The sequence below is a fragment of the Salipiger abyssi genome, from assembly GCF_001975705.1.
Lineage (GTDB): Bacteria > Pseudomonadota > Alphaproteobacteria > Rhodobacterales > Rhodobacteraceae > Salipiger > Salipiger abyssi.
In genome coordinates, this window is record NZ_CP015093.1 from 2,698,134 (window position 1) to 2,716,464 (window position 18,331).

Here is an 18,331-nt window from a genome sequence, read left to right on the forward strand (position 1 = left end):
GCGGAATTGGAATTTCAGCCAAATTCGTAATGTGCGAATCTGAAATCAGTATTATTGATATCTTCATGGCCGATCTCGACATCCTCCTGTTGCGCAGCTTTCACGCCGTTTCGCGCAGCGGCTCGATCAGCGCGGCGGCGCAGCGCGTCGGGCGCACGCAATCCGCCGTCAGCATGCAGATGCGGCGGCTCGAGTCGGTGGTCGGCCAGCCGATCCTGTCGCGCACCGGCAGTGGCGTGGCGCTGACCGCCGCCGGCGAGCGGCTGCTGGCCCATGCGGAGCGCATTCTCGCCGCCCATGACGAGGCGCTGGCGAGCCTGTCGGGGCGCGGCCTTCAGGGGGCGATCAGCTTCGGCTGTCCGGAGGATTATCTCACCGCCTTCTTCCCCGATCTGCTGCGCGGCTTCGGCGCGCGTCATGGCGGGGTCGAGATCGAGGTCGTCTGCGCGCCCACGGTCGAGCTGCGCGGGCTGCTTCAGCGCCGCCGTATCGACGCGGCGCTGGTCTCGCTGCCCGGCGATGCGGAGGGCGCCGGGATCATCCGGCGCGATGCCTTTGTCTGGGTGGCCAGCCGTCCGGATCCGGCGATCCTCGACAGCCCGGTGATCCCGCTGGCGCTCTCGGCACCGGACACGCTCGACCACCGCGCTGCCTGCGCCGCGATGGAAGAGGCGGGGCGGGCCTATCGCATCGCCTTTGCCAGCAACAGCCTCGCCGGTCTGCTGGCGATCACCCGCTCTGGCCAGGCGGTGAGCGTGGTGACGCGCTCGGCGGTGCCGGACGATCTCTGCACGCTGAGCGCGCCGCTGCCGCCGCTGCCCGAGATCGGCATGACGCTGGCCTATGCGGCGGCGCGGCCCTCGGCGCTGGTCCGGACATTCGGTGAATTTGTCGAGCGCCGGTTGAGCGACTTGCCGGCCTCCGGTGCCATGCTGCCGCGCGAGTGATTCGGCGCGGCTGGCGGCTGGCGTCCTGCGGCGGTGGAACAGATTTTTACGTCCGCGCGCGGACGCCGTAACGGGGTATTACGCTTTCCCGCCGGAATCGAAATTCCCGGGCGAAAATTGATGTATTTCAAAGGTTTTTATTGCGTGTCCGTGGCGCGGGATTAGCCTGACGGTCTCAGAAAACCCGGTCTGAGACAAGCCCGGTCGGGGACCGGACAAGGGGCGCGGCGGCCTGGGGAGAGGCCGAAAGCGACGGGCACGGGGCGGCACGCGATGCGCGATCCAGCCGCCCGGGAGGAGAGAATGACAGAGCGACCAAGCGGGATGCAGGAGATCCTGGCGGCACGGCTGGAGATCACTCAGGAGATCTCGGCGGCGACCGCCGAACATCTGCGCCTGACGCAGCGCCTGAGCGGGTTCGAGGTGCTGCGCATGGGCGGCGAGGAGACCCGGGAAGACGCCGAGGGCATGGCCCGCGATCGCGCGGCGCTGCGGCGCTGCGAGGAAGAGATCGAGCAACTGGAGACCCGCATGGCGGGGCTCGACGCCGAGCTGGAGCGCAAGGCTGGGGGAGAAGGACAATGATCGAGACAAAGCCGCCGCAGGCGCTGACGCTGTTCGAGCTGATCGGACGGGAATGGGTGCTGGAGCAGCCGGTGACGGCGCTGGCCTTCAACGCCAAGGGCTCGGCACTGGCCTGTGTGCAGGCGGATGGCGCGCTGGCGCTGCTGGCGGTCGCCGATGCCGAACATCCCGAGCAGCGCATCCGCATGGAGCTGGAGACCGGGCGCAGCACGATCCGACCGCGCGAAAAGCCGCTGCCGCCGCCGGTGGTGACGCAACCCTTGCGCGCCGAGGCGGGACTGTGCGCCTGGGACGATCAGGGCTTTGCCGTGGCCGGGCCGGAGGAAACGCTCTGGCGGGTCACCGCGCGGGGCCAGTGCCTGCCGCTGGAAAAGCAGGGCGTGGCGCCGGTCTCGGCGCTCTGCGCGCTGCGTGGCGGCGGTGTCGCGGTGGCGCGGGGCGGCGAGCTGAGCCTTGCCACGCCGGACGGGCTGGCGCCCAGGCTGCGCTGCGGCCTGCCGGGGACGGTCGAACGGCTGGCGGTCTCGCCCGACGGGCGCCGGCTCGCGGCCTGGGGGGACGGGCGCGTCACGATGCTGCGGACCGAGACGCTGGAGGCGGAGATGACGCTGGAGGCGCCGGGCGAGGCGGCCTGTCTCGACTGGTCGCCGGACGGGCGCTGGCTGGCGGCGGGCTGCACCGACCGCGCGCTGACGCTGGTCGATCTCGACGCCGGCGCCACCGACCGCATCGCCGATTTCCCCGCCTCGGTCGGTGCGCTGGGCTTCAGCCGCAAGGCAGGGGCGCTGGTCGCGGCGGGGGCGTTCCGGGTGGTCGCCTGGAAGACCCCGGATCTGCCCTTCGGCGATCACCCGGGCACGCCGCTCGACACCGGGCGCCCGGGGGTGACGCTGGTCGACTGCGTCGCGCCGCATCCCAGCCGCGATCTCTGCGCGGCGGGCTATGCCAACGGGCTGGTGGTGCTGTCGCCGCTGGGCCAGCGCGACGAGCTCATGCTGATCGAGGGGCGCGGCGCGGCGGTCACCGCGCTCGCCTGGTCGCCGGACGGCATGCACCTGGCGGCGGGCTTCGCCGATGGTCGTGCGGCCATCGCGACCTTTCCGAAGATCATGTTCAAGTGACCGAAAACAAAAGACGATTGGGAGGATATCATGAAACCGGAACTGTCCGCAGACGAACAGAGCAAGGATCTTTTCTTCGCCTCGCTGGCAAAGGTCTCTGAGGAGATGGTCGAGGCGCATGGCAAGGATTTCGCCATGGGCGCACTGGTGTTGGCGGCGCGCTGGATCGCCGAGGGCAAGTTCGGCAAGGCCGAAGAGCCGATGCACTGAGGCGCGTCGCCTAGTGCCGCGGGGCCTCCCGCGTTGCGCGGGGGGCGGCGGGCTGCGGCAGGCTCTGGATCTGGTTCAGCAGCACAGCGCTCAGCGGGGCGGCCAGCGCGGCCAGCCCGTCATCGGCGAGACCCGATTGCGCCGCCTCATCGGCGGCGCGGTCCAGCGCCCCGGTCAGCGCGGGGCGGATCAGCTGGGCATAGGCGCAAAGCTCATGGATGCGAAAGGCACAGAAATAGACGGAATCGTCGTTGCGCAGCGCCGGGTCTCCGCTGGGCGGGGTGAGCGCGGTGCCATGCACCGCAGCCCCGAGCACCGCCAGCACCTGCCGGCGCCAGCGCGCGTAGTCCGTATCGGCGGAGTAATCGAGCCCGACATCGTAGAGCTTTTCGGTGATCGCGCGAAACGCCCGACCGCCTGCGATGTGGCGGCGCCAGAAGGCATTGGCCTCTTCCACGTCGCGGCAGGCGGTGAAGCGCGCCGCGAGTTTGCGCCGCGCCAGCAGCACCAGCATCATATCCACATCTTCCGAGACCGAGCGCGCGATCTGCATCGCCTGCATCGGCAGCCCGGTCAGCGCCAGCAGCCGCAGCGCCGAGACCTGATCGGTGAGCCGCGCCGAGACGGCGGCGAGCCCGTGCCATTGCGCCGGGTCGAGCCCCTCGCTCTCCTGCCGGCGGCCGAGCGCCGCCGCCGCATGCAGGGCGCGCAGCCAGATCACGCATTGATCGAAGAGAAACACCAGATCCACCTGCGCGCTGCTCGGCGCGCCATCGGGGCGGGGCAGGGCGCGAAAGCCGGGCAGGCTGCGCACGCCGCGCGCCCAGGCGCGGTCGAAATCCAGCCCTCGCGCCGACCAGAGCTGACGCACCCGCGCCAGCAATTGCGGCGAGAGGCCGGGATAGGACAGTTCCGGCGGGGCGTGGTGCAGCGTGGTCACCGCACCGATCATATCGTCATGGCTCATAAGCGTCCTCCGCGGATCTGCGGTTCGGCAAGGATAGCAAGCGCGGGGGAAATCCGACCAGCGATTTCTGCCCTCGCATCAGGGAGGGGGCGATGACCCCGGGTCTCGGCCTCGTCACCACAACGCGCCAGAGCTTTGTGCTGGGCCAGTCCATGACGCTCCTGCGCATGAGTGCAGCCGAGCTGACGGAGCATCTGCTGGAGGTGGCGCAGGTGAACCCGCTCTTGCGGATCTCGCGCCCGCGCCGGCGGCTGTTTATCGGCAATGCTGCGACCGATGTGCTGGAGGCGGTGGCCGCCGCCGAGGCGTCGAGCCTCTTTGCGCATGCCACAAACGAGCTCACGCCGTTGCTGGCGGGCGGCGGGCCGATGGCGCGCGCGGTCACCGCGCTGATCGAAGAACTGGAGCCCTCCGGCTGGTTCGGCGGCGATCTGGAGGCGCTGGCGGCGCGGCTGGGTGTGGCGACGAGCGTGATGGAGCGGGTGCTGGCGCTGGTGCAGCGGCGGATCTCGCCCGCCGGGCTCTTTGCCCGCGATCTGGCGGAATGCCTGCGCCTGCAACTGGAGGAGCGCGAGGCGATGACGCCGGCGCTCGCGGCGATGCTGCCGCATCTCGGCCTGCTGGAACGCGGCACGCCGGCGACGCTGGCGCGGACCGTCGGGCTGACGGTGGAGGCGGTGGCCGAGGGGCTGGCCGTGCTGCGCGGGCTCGATCCGAAACCGGGGGCGCGCTTTGCGTCAGACCCGACGCTCGGGCGCGCGCCGGATGCGGCGGTGGAGCGCGGCGCGCAGGGCTGGCAGGTGCGGCTCTTGCGCGGGGCGGAGCCGGAGCTGGAGGTGCGGGCACTGCCCGACCGGGCACGGACGGAGAGCCTGGCGGAGGCACAGAAACAGGCGCGGATGCTGAAACAGGCGATGGCGCTGCGGCAGTCGGCGATGCGCCAGGTGCTGGCGGCGCTGGTCGCGCGCCAGCAGGGCTATTTCGACCACGGCGCCGAGGCGCTGGCGCCGCTCACCATGGCCGGGCTGGGGGCGGCGACGGGCTTTCATCCCAGCACAGTGAGCCGGGTGCTGAACGGCTATCTGCTCGACACGCCACAGGGGGTGATCGCGGCCCGTGTGCTTTGCGCCGGCGCCGCCTCGAAGGGCACGGGTGCGCATTCGCGGGCGCAGGTCACCGCGCGGCTCTGCGCGCATCTTGGCGCCGAGGATCCGGCGGCGCCGCTTTCCGACGCGCGACTGGTGGCGCTGCTGCTGGCCGAGGGCATCACCATCTCGCGCCGCATGGTGGCCAAGTATCGCCAGCAGGCGGGCTATGCGCCCGCTGCGCTGCGGCGCAGACGCGCCTGATTTCCCACAGTTTTTCTGCATTGCGGCATGGCCTGGCGGGGCCGTGGTGTAACGCCGCGCACTGTCCATCTGTAATGCCCGGCGCAACGGTTTTGCGGGCGGTGTAACGCTTCTTAACGCCACGGAAGGCAGTCGCAGTGGGCGCTAACAGAGCCGCCCGGCACCCTGCGAAAAAAATTTAAAAAAGAATGTAGGTTTTTCAGGTGATTGCGCTCGCAGCCCTGCGAAACGCCGCCCTCTCCCCCGTTCTGGAACAGCGCGTGCCTATTGGATTGGCACAAGACGAACGGCCCTCAAGGGACCGTCCCAAGAACGAAGGAGAGGATGCCGCAGCGCGTCATGGACAATCGGCCCGGTCCCCATTTCCGGCCCGGTTATGCCCCCAGGCAATCGCCCGTGACGCGCGGGCTCAGCAACCTTTGCCGTGACCGGCGCCCGCGACCGTTCCGGTTGCCGGGCCATCAACCGGCGGCGCAAGCCGTCTGACCTGCGGCCGGAACACGGTCGCCGAGCTTGAAAGGAGGCTCATGGCATGACTTTGACGTTGAACAAGATCACGTCTCAGCGTGGCATTTCGGTCGGGGAGGCCACGAAGAAGATCTCGGATCTCGGCTGGAACCCCACCTTTGTCCAGGAGGCATCGACCTTCCCCACCGACTACAAGATCACCAAGGCCCCGCGCGATCCGATGAAGCAGGTTCTGCGCTCCTACTTCCCGATGCAGGAGGAAAAGGACAACCGGGTCTACGGTGCGCTCGACGCGGCGCTGCGCGGCGACATGTTCCGCAATGTGGAACCGCGCTGGGTGGAATGGATGAAGCTCTTCCTGGCGATCATCCCGTTCCCGGAAATCTCGGCTGCCCGGTCGATGGCCATGGTCGCCCGCCTCGCTCCCGGCGAAGACCTGCGCACCGGCTTCACCATGCAGATGGTCGACGAGTTCCGCCACTCCACGATTCAGATGAACCTGAAGAAGTGGTACATGGAGAACTATATCGACCCGGCGGGCTTCGACATCACCGAGGAAGCCTTTGGCAAGTGCTACGCCACCACCATCGGCCGGCAGTTCGGCGAGGGCTTCATCACCGGTGACGTGATGACTTCGGCCTGCATGTATCTGACCGTGGTTGCCGAGACCGCCTTTACCAACACGCTCTTCGTGGCCATGCCGTCGGAAGCCGCCCGCAATGGCGACTACGCGCTGCCCACGGTGTTCCTGTCGGTGCAGTCGGACGAAAGCCGCCATATCGGCAACGGCCACTCGATGCTGATGGCCGCGCTGAAAGAGCCGGAGAACCACCTGCTTCTGGAGCGCGACCTGCGCTACGCCTTCTGGCAGAACCACGCCATCGTCGATGCCGCCATCGGCACCTTCATCGAATACGGCACCACCAACCGCGACAAGGACAAGGAATCCTATGCGGAGATGTGGCACCGCTGGATCTTTGAAGACTACTACCGGACCTACATGCTGCCGCTCGAAAAATACGGCGTGAAGGTGCATCACGACGACGTCCAGGAAGCCTGGAAGCGGATCACCGAAAAGAACTATGTCCACAAGGTCGCACAGTTCTTCGCGGTCGGCTGGCCGGTGAACTTCTGGCGGATCGAGGCCCAGACCGAGAAGGATTTCGAGTGGTTCGAGCACAAGTATCCGGGCTGGTATGCCGAGTTCGGTGAGTTCTGGAAATGGTACGACAAGCTCAGCAAGCCGGGCGAGAAGGTGCTCGTGTTCAACGAGGACGTGGGCTACGTCTACCCGCATCGCTGCTGGTCCTGCCTGGTGCCCTGCCTCATCCGCGAAGACATGGTGGTCGACGAGATCGACGGCCAGCTGCACACCTTCGCGCATGAGCTGGACCGCTGGACCGCCGTCGAGGCATTCGCCGACGAGTACCAGGGCCGTCCGACGCCCGCGATGGGCAAGTTCTCGGGCAAGCGCGAGTGGGAAACGGTCTATGACGGCTGGGATCTGGCCGACGCGATCACCGATCTGAACTTCGTCCGCGAGGACGGTCAGACCCTGGTGCCGCAGCCGCATCTGCGCTTCGACGACAAGGACATGTGGAAGCTGGAGCATGTCCGCGGCCACACGCTGGCCTCGCCGCTCAACGCGCTGCGCGCCATGTCGCCCGCCGACCGCGACGCGCATATCGCCGAGTACCGCAAGGGCTTCACCATCAATCCTTGCAACTGAGCCATCGGGGGAGGCCGCGCGCCGGCCTCCCCGCCAGAGCCGTGTCCGCAAGAGGCACGGCGGACCCAGGGAGACTGAAGATGACGGATATCTATACCGTCCGATTGGAGCCCGTCGGCGTGGAATTCGAGGTCGAGGAGGGAGAGACCGTGCTCGACGCCGCTTTCCGCCAGGGCATCGCACTGCCGCATGGCTGCAAGGAGGGGCAGTGTTCGGCCTGCAAATGCGTGCAGCTCGACGGCGAGTCCGAGTTGCTGAAATATTCCACCTTCGCGCTGAACGACATGGAGAAGGACAGCGGCCACATCCTGATGTGCCGCACGCTCGCCTACAGCGATATCGAGATCGAGCTGTTGAACTATGACGAGGAGGTGCTCTCCAAGTCCATTCCGGTAAAGCAGTATTCCGGTAAGATCGTCGATTTCCAGAAGCTGACCCACGACATCCGGGGCGTGCAGATCGAACTGGATGCGCCTTTGAAATTCTGGGCGGGCCAATATGTCGACATCACAGTCAGGACGGAAAAAGGGGAGGAGATTACACGCTCGTTCTCCATGGCAAATCCGCCGAGCGAAGCCCAGAAACTCTCCTTCATCATCAAGAAATACCCCGACGGACGATTCTCCAACGAGCTCGACGACGGCGGAATCCGCGCCGGAGCCGACGTCTCCGTCGAAGGACCCTACGGGATGTGCTTCCGGCGGGAAGAGCGCGAAGGACCGGTGATCCTGGTCGGCGCCGGCTCGGGCATGTCGCCGGTCTGGTCGATCCTCAACGATCAGGTCGCCTGCGGCGAGGACCGTCCAATCTATTTCTTCTACGGTGCCCGCACCCAGGCCGACCTCTTCAAGCTCGACGAGATCGGCGCGGTCACCGAGACCTGCCCGAATGTGCAGTTCATCCCCGTGCTCAGCCACGAGGAAGAGGGCAACGGCTGGGACGGCGAGCGCGGCTTCGTGCACGAGGCGGTCGACCGGCGGCTCAAGGCGCTGGGGATCGACGGCGAGGGCGATGTCTATGCCTGCGGTCCGCCGCCGATGATCGACGCGCTGACGCCGGTGCTCTTCATGCACGATTTCGACACGGATCGCATCTTCTACGACAGGTTCACCCCCACTTCCGGTTCTTCGGGCCACTGAAACCGGCTCGAACGCAAGTGACGTGAAAAACAGCAGACAAGGGAGGCTACCATGGTAGCAACATCAAGCTCGGTCGGGTCCGGGGCGGCGGGTGCCGCCATCTTTGCCGGCTCGAAAAGCCGCAAATACAACTACTTCGAGCCGCGCGGCAAGCGGGCGACGCATTACGAGGACGTCACCGTCGACGTGCAGCCCGATCCCGAGCGCTTCCTCATTCAGAACTGGATCATCGAGTTCGAGGGCGGCAAGGGCGGCGGCGCCTACACCAAGGACAAGACGCGGGCGCAATCGTCCAACTGGCACGCCTTCCGCGCGCCCGACCAGGAATGGGAGCGCACGCACTACCAGCGCCAGTCGAAGATCGAGACCATGGTGCAGGCGGTCATCGCCAATGCCCGCAAGGCCGGCGCGCCGGCGGCCTTCGATGCCAACTGGGCGAAGATCCTGCAAAAGCATCTGGGCGCGTGGAAACACGCGGAATTCGGCCTCGGCACCTCGCTCATGCAGGCGCAGCGCTACGGCTACACCCAGATGATTAACAACGCCACGCTGACCAACTCGTCCTACAAGATGCGGCTGGCGCAGGACATCACGCTCTACCTCGCCGAGATCGGCATGGATATCGACGGCTGGGACGACGAGCTCGGCAAAAAGACCTGGCTGGAAGATCCGATCTGGCAGCCCTGCCGCGAGGCCATCGAGACGATCATGGGCTGCGAGGATTATCTCGAGCAGTATTTCGCCATCAATATCGTCTTCGAGCCGCTGGTGGGCGAGCTGATCCGCTCGGGTTTCTTCATGCAGGCGGCGGCGGCGAACAACGATTTCATCACGCCCCCGGTGATCTCGGCGGCGGAGGCCGATTACGAGCGCAATCTCGCGAACACGATCGACCTCATCTACCTGCTGGCCAATGACGAGACCTATGGCGCCCAGAACAGGGCGCTGTTCCAGAGCTGGGTCAACAAGCATGGCGATCTGGCCGACAAGGCCGCCGCCGCGCTGCAACCGATCTGGTCGCAGCCCCATTCCAAGCCGGTCTCCTTCGAGGACGTCAAGGCGGTGTCGCATGAGCGCATCGGCCAGATCCTCGGCGAACTCGGCCTCAACCGCTAACGACAGGGAAGAGGAGACAGACCATGTCGACAGCCGCACGCGACGCTTCGAAGAAGAACATCTTCAAGTCGATGAAGGATATCGACCTCAGCAGCCGTGAAATCTCGCACGAATGCGGGGTCACCATGAACGACAGCGTCGAGGCCCGCGCCATCGCCGAGTTCATGGAGGAGAACGACCCCAACGTGACCGTCACCTACAACCCGGCGACCATCCGGATCGACGGCGAGGGCAAGCTGATCTTCAAGATGGACGAGATCACCGAGTTCCTCGGCCGCGAGATGACCGCCGAGATCTTCGAGGTGAACACCTCCACCCACTATGGGCGGATGGTCCGCATCGACGACAACACGGTGATCCTCTTCGGGGATATGGACGAGGTGATGGAGTACATCTGATCGCTTCGTGATGCGGGCGCGGTCAGCCGCGCCCGCCATTCCCTCAACAGACAATAGGACCTGCCATGCCTGCCATGATGAAAGCCGCGATCTTCGCCGAGAAGGGGCGCATCGTTCTGGACGACAAGCCCATCCCCGATGTCGGTCCCAACGACGCGCTGATGCGCGTCACCACGACGACGATCTGCGGAACGGACATTCATATTCTCAAGGGCGAGTACCCGGTTGCCAAGGGGCTGACCGTGGGCCACGAGCCCGTCGGCATTATCGAAAAGCTGGGCTCTGCCGTGACCGGCTTCCGCGAAGGCCAGCGCGTCATCGCCGGGGCGATCACCCCCTCCGGCTGGAGCCACGCCTGCCTGTGTGGCTACTGCTCGCAGGACGGTGCCGGCACCAAGCACGGATGGAAGCCCATCGGCGGCTGGAAATTCGGCAACACCATCGACGGCTGCCAGGCGGAATATGTGCTGGTGCCCGATGCCATGGCCAACCTCGCGCCCATCGCCGACGGCCTGACTGACGAAGAGGTGCTGATGTGCCCCGACATCATGTCGACGGGGTTCGCCGGGGCCGAGAATGGCGGCATCAAGATCGGCGACACGGTGGCTGTGTTCGCTCAGGGGCCCATCGGGCTTTGTGCCACCGCCGGCGCCCGGCTGATGGGCGCAAGCCGCATCATCGCGGTCGACCGTATCCCCGAACGGCTGGCCATGGCGCAGAAGATGGGCGCCGACGAGGTGGTGAATATCGGTGCGTCGAACGACCCGGCTGGCGCGATCATGGATCTGACCGACGGGCGCGGCGTGGATGTCGCCATCGAGGCGCTGGGCCTTCAGGCCACCTTCGAGGCGGCGCTGCGGGTGATCCGCCCCGGCGGCACGCTGTCGAGCCTGGGCGTCTATTCCGACGACCTGAAGATCCCGCTCGACGCCTTCGATGCCGGGCTCGGCGAAAAGACCATCCGCACCGCGCTTTGCCCCGGCGGCAAGGAGCGCATGCGGCGGATGCTGAACGTGGTGCGGTCGGGCCGCGTCGATCTCAAGGGGCTCGTCACCCACCGCTACACGCTCGATCAGATCGAGGATGCATACGACCTCTTCGGCAACCAGCGCGACGGGGTGCTGAAGGTCGCGATCACGACCTGATTTTCAAGGTTCGCTAAACTCAAAGGGAGGACATCATGTACAAGACACCGGACGGCAAGGAGATCTTCGTTCTCGACGGCCACACCCATTTCTGGGACGGCAGCCCCGAGAACCAGGCCAATATCCATGGCAAGCAGTTCATCGACTGCTTCTATGCCTATCACACGAACCTGAGCCCGCCGGAGCATCTCTGGGAAAAGGCCCGCTTCGAGAAATACTCCGAGGACGACATCTATCGCGACCTCTTCGTCGACGGTCCCGACGACATGGCCATCGTGCAGACCACCGTTCTGGGCGATTTCTACAAGGAAGGCTTCGGCTGCATCGAGCGCACCGCCGAAATGGCCAAGCGTCACCCCGAGCGCTTTATCGTTAACGGCGCATTCGATCCGCGCGATGGCGAGAAGGCGCTGGAATACATCCACTACATGAAGGAAGAGCACAATATCACCGGCGTGAAGATGTACACCGCCGAGTGGAACGGGGCCTCCAAGGGCTGGGCGCTGAACGATCCGCAGGCCTACAAGTGCTTCGAGCTCTGCGAGAAGCTGGGCATCAAGAACATCCATGTCCACAAGGGGCCGACGATCATTCCGCTGTCGAAGGATGCATTCGACGTGCATGACGTCGACTACGCCGCCACCGATTTCCCCAACCTCAACTGGATCGTCGAGCATTGCGGTCAGCCGCGGCTGGACGATTTCTGCTGGATCGCGGTGCAGGAAAGCAATGTCTATGGCGGGCTCGCCGTGGTGCTGCCCTTCATCCACGCCCGGCCGCGCTATTTCGCCGAGATGATCGCCGAGCTGCTGTTCTGGGTGGGTGAGGACCGTATCCTCTTCGGCTCGGATTACGCGATCTGGACGCCGGGCTGGCTGGTCGAGAAGTTCTGGAATTTCCAGATTCCCGACGACATCGCCGAGGAGCGCGGCGTGCAGCTCACCGACGAGATCAAGGAAAAGATCCTCGGGCTCAACGCCGCCAAGCTCTACGGCATCGACGTGGCGGCCAAGACATCCGAGCTCGCCGGCGCCCCGGTGCAGATCGCGGCGGAGTGAGGCCATGCTGACGGACATCATCAGGGCGGATCTCGAAACCGAGGTCTGGGAATGCCTGGAGATGGTGACCGATCCGGAGCTCGACGAACCCATCACCGATATGGGCTTCGTCGAGCGTCTGGAGGTCATCGACGCCCGTCGGGTGGAGGTCGAGTTCCGGCTTCCCACCTACTGGTGCTCGCCGAACTTCGCCTTTCTCATGGCCTTCGGCATCCGCCGCGAGGTGGGTGCGCTGCCCTGGGTGCGCGAGGTGCAGGTCTGGCTCAACGACCACTGCTTCGGCGATCAGGTCAATGAGGGCGTCAACAGCGGGCGGGCCTTCGGCGAGGTCTTTGCCGAATATTGCGACGGTGCCGATCTGGGCGAGGTGGTCGAGAAGTTCATGGCCAAGGCCTTCGACCGGCGCCAGGAGGTGGTGCTGCGCGGTCTGCGCCGGCGCGGCCTCGGGGCGGAGGAGATCGTCGCGATGACCATGGGCGCGCTCGACCGCGTGGTCTTCGGCAGCGAGGACGAGATCCGGCAGGCGGCGCGTTACCGCGATCTGCTCGAAACCCAGGGTTTGGCGGATACCCCGGATGCTCCGGCGTTTCCGACCTGGGACGGGCAGCCCATCACGGCCGCGGATCTTCCGGCGCATCTCGACCGGCTTCGGGGCACGCGGATCAGCATGGAGTTCAACGGCGCCATGTGCCGGGGCCTCGCCTCCACCCGCTACAAGGAGGTGGAGATCGGCGCCGACGGCCCGACGCTGGTGGATTTCATGCTGGGCCGGGTGCCGCCGCGCGAGGAGGCGGCGCGCAAGTAAGCGACTGACACAACAAGAATTCTGGGAGGACGCCGGCGGCATGCTGCACGGCGAAGGAGGACACTATGGCCAAACTGCTTGTACACGGAAAATTCGCCCGCAAGGCGCTGGCGCGCGGGGTTGCGCGGCTGGCGGCGGCGGTGGAGCCGACGCTGGGACCCAAGGGGCTGAACGCGATGGTCGACCGGCCCGTGGGCACGCCGCTCATCACCCGCGACGGGGTGAGCATCGCGTCCGAGATCGAGCTGACCGACCGCTTCGAGAACATGGGCGCGCAGGTCGTCCGCGAGGTCTCGATGCAGACCAACGAGGTGGCGGGTGACGGCACCACCACCGCCATCGTTCTGGCCAACGCGCTGATCCAGCGCGGCGTGGCGCTCACCGACAATGGCGTGAAACCGGTCGATCTCTGCAAGGGCATCGACATGGCGGTGGAGCGCATCGTGAACGCCATCGACGAAAGCGCACGCGATTGCGCCGCGCATCCGGACTATCTCCAGGCGGTGGCGCGGGTCTCGGCGACCGATCCCGAGCTCGGCGATCTGGTGGCGGAGGCCTTCCGTCGGGTCGGGCGTGAGGGGGTGATCACCGCCGATTTCGGCGTCACCATCGAGACCACCATGGATGTGATGGAGGGCATGTCATTCGAGCGCGGCTATATCTCGCATCACATGGTGACCGATCGCGAGCATATGGAGGCGGTGCTGCGCAACCCGCTGATCCTGCTGACCGATCAAAAGATCCTCCAGCCGTCGGTTCTGGACAATGCCATCGCCATCGCCGAGGAGGAGGGCCGCCCGCTCGCCATCGTCGCCGAGGAGATCGCCCCCGAGGTGGTGATCCGGCTGCTGGAGAATGGCGGCGCCGGCAAGTTCCTGATCGTGCACCCGCCGGAATACGGCCATTGGCGCACGGCGATGATGGACGATCTGGCGATCATCACCGGCGGCGAGGTGCTGGCCCGCGATCTCGGCAAGAAGATCGAGGCCGTCACCCGCGCCCAGCTCGGCGGTGCCGAGATGGTGCGCGCCACCGCATCGACCACCAGCGTGCTGCGCGGGCAGGGCGATCCGCAGGCGGTTGTCGCCCGGCGCAACCAGGTGCAGCGCATGTACGATGTGGCACCGCCCAATATCGAGCAGGACAAGCTGCGCGAGCGGCTGGCCAAGCTCTCGGGCGGCAGCGCGATCCTCTATGCCGGCGGCTTCACCCCGGTGGAGCAGAAGCGCAAGATCCAGCTCATCGAGGATGCGCTCTGCGCGGTGCGCGCCGCCGCCGATGACGGCGTTGTCGCCGGTGGCGGTACGGCGCTGGCGCAGGCCGCGCCGGTGCTCGGCAATCTCTCGGCCATCGGCGATATCGGCAAGGGGATCGACCTCGTGCGCTCGGTCCTGACCCAGCCGCTGCGGCGCATCGCGTCGAATGCCGGTGCCGATGCCGAGCAGGTGGTCGAGGCGGTGACCGCCGGCGCGCCCGGACATGGCTATGACGCGGCCACCGGCGCCTATGGCGACATGTACGAGGCCGGGATCATCGACCCGGCGCGCGTGCCCGCCTCGGCGCTGGTCAACGCGGCCTCGGTCGCCACGCTGATCCTGACCACCGAAACCCTGGTCGGCGATCTCGACGAGGGCGAGGCCGACCCGACCGAAGGCCCGGCCCTCGGTGGCGGTGCCGAGCTGCTCGGCCGTCCCTGACCCCTGTCGCCGCCGCGCGCCGCAAGGGGCGCGCGGCCCGTTCCGACCGAAAGGAGGCCAAAGATGAAGGCTGCAAGACTTTACGAATACGACCCCGCGATGAATGTCGAGCTGAAGATCGAGGACGTCGCTCCCCCCGAGATCACCGGCCCGAACGAGGTGGTCGTCAAGGTCGGCGCGGCGGGGCTCTGCCGCACCGACCTGCATATCATCGAGGGCGTCTGGAAAGACATCATGGATGGCGAGGGCACGCTCCTGCCTTATATCATGGGTCACGAGAATGCCGGCTGGATCGAGGATGTCGGCAGCGCCGTGACCTCGGTGAAGCCGGGCGACGCGGTGATCGTGCATCCGCACCGGAGCTGCGGCATCTGTCTCAACTGCCGCTACGGCCATGACATGTATTGCGACCACGGGCTGTTTCCGGGGCTCGGGCTCGACGGCGGGTTTGCGGAGTATTTCAAGACCTCCGAAAGCTCGGTGATCAAGCTCAACACCGGCATCACGCCGCTGGAGGTGGCGCCCATGGCCGATGCCGGCATCACCGCCTACCGCGCCGCCAAGAAAGCCGCCAAGCTCACCTATCCCGGTGCCTGGACAGTGCTGCTGGGCATCGGCGGGCTTGGCCATATCGCGCTGCAATGCCTCAAGCACATGAGCGGCGGGCGGGTCATCGCGGTGGACCGCGAACCGGCGGCGCAGGTGCTGGCCAAGGAGCTGGGCGCGGATGTGGTGCTCGACGGCGGGCCGGATCTGATCGAGCAGGTCAAGGAGGTGACCGGCGGCGGTGCTCATGTGGTGATCGACTTCGTTGGCGAGCTCGGGGTGGAGAATATCTGCTGGAAGCTTTTGCGCCAGGGCGGCGAGCTGATCGTCGTGGGCTATGGCGGCAAGATCGAGATCCCGACGCTGGAATTCGTGGTCAACGAGATCAAGATCGGCGGCAGCCTCGTGGGCGATTACATCGAGCTGGTGGAGCTGATGGAGCTCAACGCCGACGGCAAGGTGAAGATGCATCAGACCGAGTACAAGCTCGCCAATATCAACCAGGCCATCGACGATTTCAAACACCGCCGCTTTACCGGGCGCGGCGTGATCGTGCCCTGAGCGATGTACATGCAGGCGCCGGGGCAGGGGCTGTCCCGGCGCGGACCGACTGGGGGAGAAGGCGATGAGACATCAGGATGCGGGCGCGCTGACCGGCGCGCCGGTGCCGATGTGCGAGCCGGGTGGCCTGGTGATCGGCTCGGGCTTTGTGGCCGGGGCCGGCTGGGCGATGGAGCTGGCGCATCTGGCGCCCGGCCACATGGCGAGCCTGATCCTGCTGGCGCGCGATCTCTACCCGCATGGTGCGCTGCACGATGAGGCCTACGCCAGGGCGCTTCTTGGCTATGACCGCGCGCGGGAGGCGCCGGAGGTCGCGACGGGGATCGCCATGCTCGACGCCGCCGCGCTGGGCTTCGGCTACCGACGCTATGTCGACATGCCCGAAACGCTGCGCGCCGGTCTGCGGCAGGAGATCCCTGACTGCGCCTTTCTCGCGCGGCTGCGCCGGGAGCTGGTGACGGGGCTCTACGGACAGCCGGAGGCCTGTGCGGCGCTTTGAGCCGCGCCGGTGCCTTGCGCGGCGGTGGGCAGATTGCCCACCCTACATGCGAAAGATGTCCCGGCGCGGGACAAGGCCGGAGGCTGCCTCTCACAGATCGCAAAGCGATGTGTTGCCGGCAGGCGTTTGCAGGCAGACGCCAAGAGGCGCGCCATCGTCACGTGTAGGGTGGGCAATCTGCCCACCACACGCCCTCTCTCTCCCTCTAGCACCACATTCTCCAACAAGACTGTCTCGCAACTGAGACGGTTTCGCCCTGCCTCCCGCCGCGCCCGGGCTGACTCGGCCGCTTCCGCGCGGCAGGTATGAGGCACACCGGGCGGAGGACCCGGGCGCAAAGGAGGATTTCCATGAACGTCATGACCGAAACGGAAGGCAAATACGCCTCTCCCTTCAAAGCCCGCTACGACAACTTCATCGGCGGCAAATTCGTGGCCCCCGTCAACGGCCGCTATTTCGAGAACATCACGCCCATCACCGGCAGCACCGTCTGCGAAGTGGCCCGTTCCGATGCCGCCGATGTCGAGCTGGCGCTTGATGCCGCGCATGCGGCAAAGGCGGCCTGGGGCGCAACCTCGCCCGCCGAGCGCTCCAACACGCTGCTGAAGATCGCCGACCGTCTGGAGGAAAACCTCGAGCTCCTCGCCCAGGCCGAGACCTGGGACAATGGCAAGCCGATCCGCGAGACGACCGCCGCCGATATCCCGCTCTCGATCGACCATTTCCGCTATTTCGCCGGTGTTCTGCGCAGCCAGGAAGGCTCCATGTCGGAAATCGACGCCGACACCGTCGCCTATCACTTCCACGAGCCGCTGGGTGTGGTCGGCCAGATCATCCCGTGGAACTTCTCGATCCTGATGGCGGCGTGGAAACTGGCGCCCGCGCTGGCCGCCGGCAACTGCGTCGTGCTGAAGCCCGCCGAGCAGACCCCTGCCGCGATCCTGGTGCTGGCCGAGCTCATCGCCGACCTGCTGCCCGCGGGCGTGCTGAACGTGGTCAACGGCTTCGGCGCCGAGGTCGGCGGCCCGCTCGCCGAGAGCGACCGCATCGCCAAGATCGCCTTCACCGGCTCGACCGAGACCGGCCGCATCATCATGAAGGCCGCCACCAAGAACCTGATCCCGGTGACGCTGGAGCTGGGCGGCAAATCGCCGAACATCTTCTTCTCCGACGTGATGGCCGAGGACGACGCCTTCCTCGACAAGGCGGTCGAAGGCTTCGTGCTCTTCGCCTTCAACCAGGGCGAGGTCTGCACCTGCCCGAGCCGCGCGCTGGTTCAGGAAGATATCTACGAGGAGTTCATTGCCCGCTGCATCGAGCGCGTGAAAGCCATCAAGCAGGGCGATCCGCGCGACATGGAGACCATGGTGGGCGCCCAGGCCAGCGCCGAGCAGCAGGACAAGATCATGTCCTACTTCACCATCGGCCGCGAAGAGGGCGCCGAGGTGCTGGTGGGCGGCGATGCGGCCCGCTTCAACGGCGATCTGGCGAACGGCTATTACATCCAGCCGACCATCCTGAAGGGCCACAACAAGATGCGGGTCTTCCAGGAAGAAATCTTCGGCCCGGTCGTCTCGGTGACCACCTTCAAGGACGAGGAAGAGGCGCTCGCCATCGCAAACGACACGATGTACGGGCTCGGCGCCGGCGTCTGGACCCGCGATGCGAACCGTTGCTACCGCTTCGGCCGTCACATCGAGGCGGGCCGGGTGTGGATCAACAACTACCACGCCTATCCGGCGCATGCGGCCTTTGGGGGCTACAAGCAGTCGGGCATCGGTCGCGAGACCCACAAGATGATGCTCGACCACTACCAGCAGACCAAGAACATGCTGGTGAGCTACAACCCCAACAAGCTGGGCTTTTTCTAAGAGCTCCTCCCGTCCCGGGCGCGGCTTGTCAACTGTCGCCCGGGCCGGACCCGGTGCCGATGCGCTTTCGGGAGCGCGTCGGCACCCTCCTGCGGTGCCTTTCTTCACACTCTCCCTCCC

Annotated in this window: 17 protein-coding genes; 16 read left to right on the plus strand and 1 reads right to left on the minus strand. The window is 66.3% G+C overall.

From position 1 onward, the window contains the following. Nucleotides 1-65: 65 nt before the first annotated feature. The 4 genes from Ga0080574_RS16610 (at nucleotide 66) to Ga0080574_RS16625 (ending at nucleotide 2,863) form a co-directional block, all read left to right on the plus strand. The gene (locus Ga0080574_RS16610; protein ID WP_076706027.1) at nucleotides 66-947 is read left to right on the plus strand and encodes a LysR family transcriptional regulator; all 882 of its coding nucleotides are present in this window, start codon (nucleotides 66-68) and stop codon (nucleotides 945-947) included. 303 nt (nucleotides 948-1,250) lie between these two features. Beyond that, on the plus strand, nucleotides 1,251-1,532 hold the full coding sequence (locus Ga0080574_RS16615; protein WP_156876385.1) for a hypothetical protein: 282 nt from the start codon (nucleotides 1,251-1,253) through the stop codon (nucleotides 1,530-1,532). Next, on the plus strand, nucleotides 1,529-2,653 hold the full coding sequence (locus tag Ga0080574_RS16620; protein WP_076702260.1) for a WD40 repeat domain-containing protein: 1,125 nt from the start codon (nucleotides 1,529-1,531) through the stop codon (nucleotides 2,651-2,653). The genes Ga0080574_RS16615 and Ga0080574_RS16620 overlap by 4 nt, the downstream gene beginning before the upstream one ends. A gap of 30 nt (nucleotides 2,654-2,683) precedes the next feature. Continuing rightward, complete coding sequence (locus Ga0080574_RS16625) at nucleotides 2,684-2,863, plus strand: hypothetical protein (protein ID WP_076702263.1); 180 nt, start codon at nucleotides 2,684-2,686, stop codon at nucleotides 2,861-2,863. 10 nt (nucleotides 2,864-2,873) lie between these two features. On the opposite strand, the gene Ga0080574_RS16630 is transcribed toward Ga0080574_RS16625, so the two are convergent. Continuing rightward, nucleotides 2,874-3,830, minus strand: a complete 957-nt coding sequence (locus Ga0080574_RS16630; protein WP_076702267.1) for a hypothetical protein — start codon at nucleotides 3,828-3,830, stop codon at nucleotides 2,874-2,876. A 92-nt stretch (nucleotides 3,831-3,922) separates the two neighbouring features. Between Ga0080574_RS16630 and Ga0080574_RS16635 the strand changes: the two genes are divergently transcribed. From Ga0080574_RS16635 to adh, 12 genes are all read left to right on the plus strand, one after another. Next, on the plus strand, nucleotides 3,923-5,179 hold the full coding sequence (locus tag Ga0080574_RS16635) for an RNA polymerase factor sigma-54 (RefSeq protein WP_076702271.1): 1,257 nt from the start codon (nucleotides 3,923-3,925) through the stop codon (nucleotides 5,177-5,179). Between the two features lie 532 nt (nucleotides 5,180-5,711). Further along, on the plus strand, nucleotides 5,712-7,376 hold the full coding sequence (locus tag Ga0080574_RS16640) for an aromatic/alkene/methane monooxygenase hydroxylase/oxygenase subunit alpha (RefSeq protein ID WP_076702274.1): 1,665 nt from the start codon (nucleotides 5,712-5,714) through the stop codon (nucleotides 7,374-7,376). Between the two features lie 80 nt (nucleotides 7,377-7,456). Further along, nucleotides 7,457-8,515 (plus strand): 2Fe-2S iron-sulfur cluster-binding protein, encoded by a 1,059-nt coding sequence (locus Ga0080574_RS16645; protein WP_076702278.1) that lies wholly within the window; start codon nucleotides 7,457-7,459, stop codon nucleotides 8,513-8,515. Nucleotides 8,516-8,566: 51 nt separating this feature from the next. Then, nucleotides 8,567-9,631: an aromatic/alkene monooxygenase hydroxylase subunit beta gene (locus Ga0080574_RS16650; RefSeq protein WP_076702282.1), complete on the plus strand. Its 1,065-nt coding sequence runs from the start codon at nucleotides 8,567-8,569 to the stop codon at nucleotides 9,629-9,631. Between the two features lie 23 nt (nucleotides 9,632-9,654). Then, entirely contained in the window at nucleotides 9,655-10,029 is a 375-nt protein-coding gene (locus tag Ga0080574_RS16655; RefSeq protein WP_076702286.1) for an MmoB/DmpM family protein, read from the plus strand. A 65-nt stretch (nucleotides 10,030-10,094) separates the two neighbouring features. After that, nucleotides 10,095-11,174, plus strand: a complete 1,080-nt coding sequence (locus Ga0080574_RS16660) for an NAD(P)-dependent alcohol dehydrogenase (protein WP_076702290.1) — start codon at nucleotides 10,095-10,097, stop codon at nucleotides 11,172-11,174. A 35-nt stretch (nucleotides 11,175-11,209) separates the two neighbouring features. Beyond that, a complete protein-coding gene (locus tag Ga0080574_RS16665; RefSeq protein ID WP_076702293.1) occupies nucleotides 11,210-12,232 on the plus strand; it encodes an amidohydrolase family protein in 1,023 nt (340 codons plus the stop codon). Between the two features lie 4 nt (nucleotides 12,233-12,236). Continuing rightward, entirely contained in the window at nucleotides 12,237-13,037 is an 801-nt protein-coding gene (locus Ga0080574_RS16670; protein ID WP_076702296.1) for an iron-sulfur cluster assembly protein, read from the plus strand. 65 nt (nucleotides 13,038-13,102) lie between these two features. After that, nucleotides 13,103-14,734, plus strand: a complete 1,632-nt coding sequence (locus Ga0080574_RS16675) for a molecular chaperone GroEL (protein ID WP_076702300.1) — start codon at nucleotides 13,103-13,105, stop codon at nucleotides 14,732-14,734. A gap of 63 nt (nucleotides 14,735-14,797) precedes the next feature. Beyond that, on the plus strand, nucleotides 14,798-15,841 hold the full coding sequence (locus tag Ga0080574_RS16680; protein WP_076702303.1) for an NAD(P)-dependent alcohol dehydrogenase: 1,044 nt from the start codon (nucleotides 14,798-14,800) through the stop codon (nucleotides 15,839-15,841). Nucleotides 15,842-15,905: 64 nt separating this feature from the next. Beyond that, on the plus strand, nucleotides 15,906-16,340 hold the full coding sequence (locus Ga0080574_RS16685; protein WP_076702306.1) for a hypothetical protein: 435 nt from the start codon (nucleotides 15,906-15,908) through the stop codon (nucleotides 16,338-16,340). A gap of 350 nt (nucleotides 16,341-16,690) precedes the next feature. Next, the gene (adh, locus tag Ga0080574_RS16690; RefSeq protein ID WP_076702310.1) at nucleotides 16,691-18,211 is read left to right on the plus strand and encodes an aldehyde dehydrogenase; all 1,521 of its coding nucleotides are present in this window, start codon (nucleotides 16,691-16,693) and stop codon (nucleotides 18,209-18,211) included. Nucleotides 18,212-18,331: the final 120 nt, after the last annotated feature.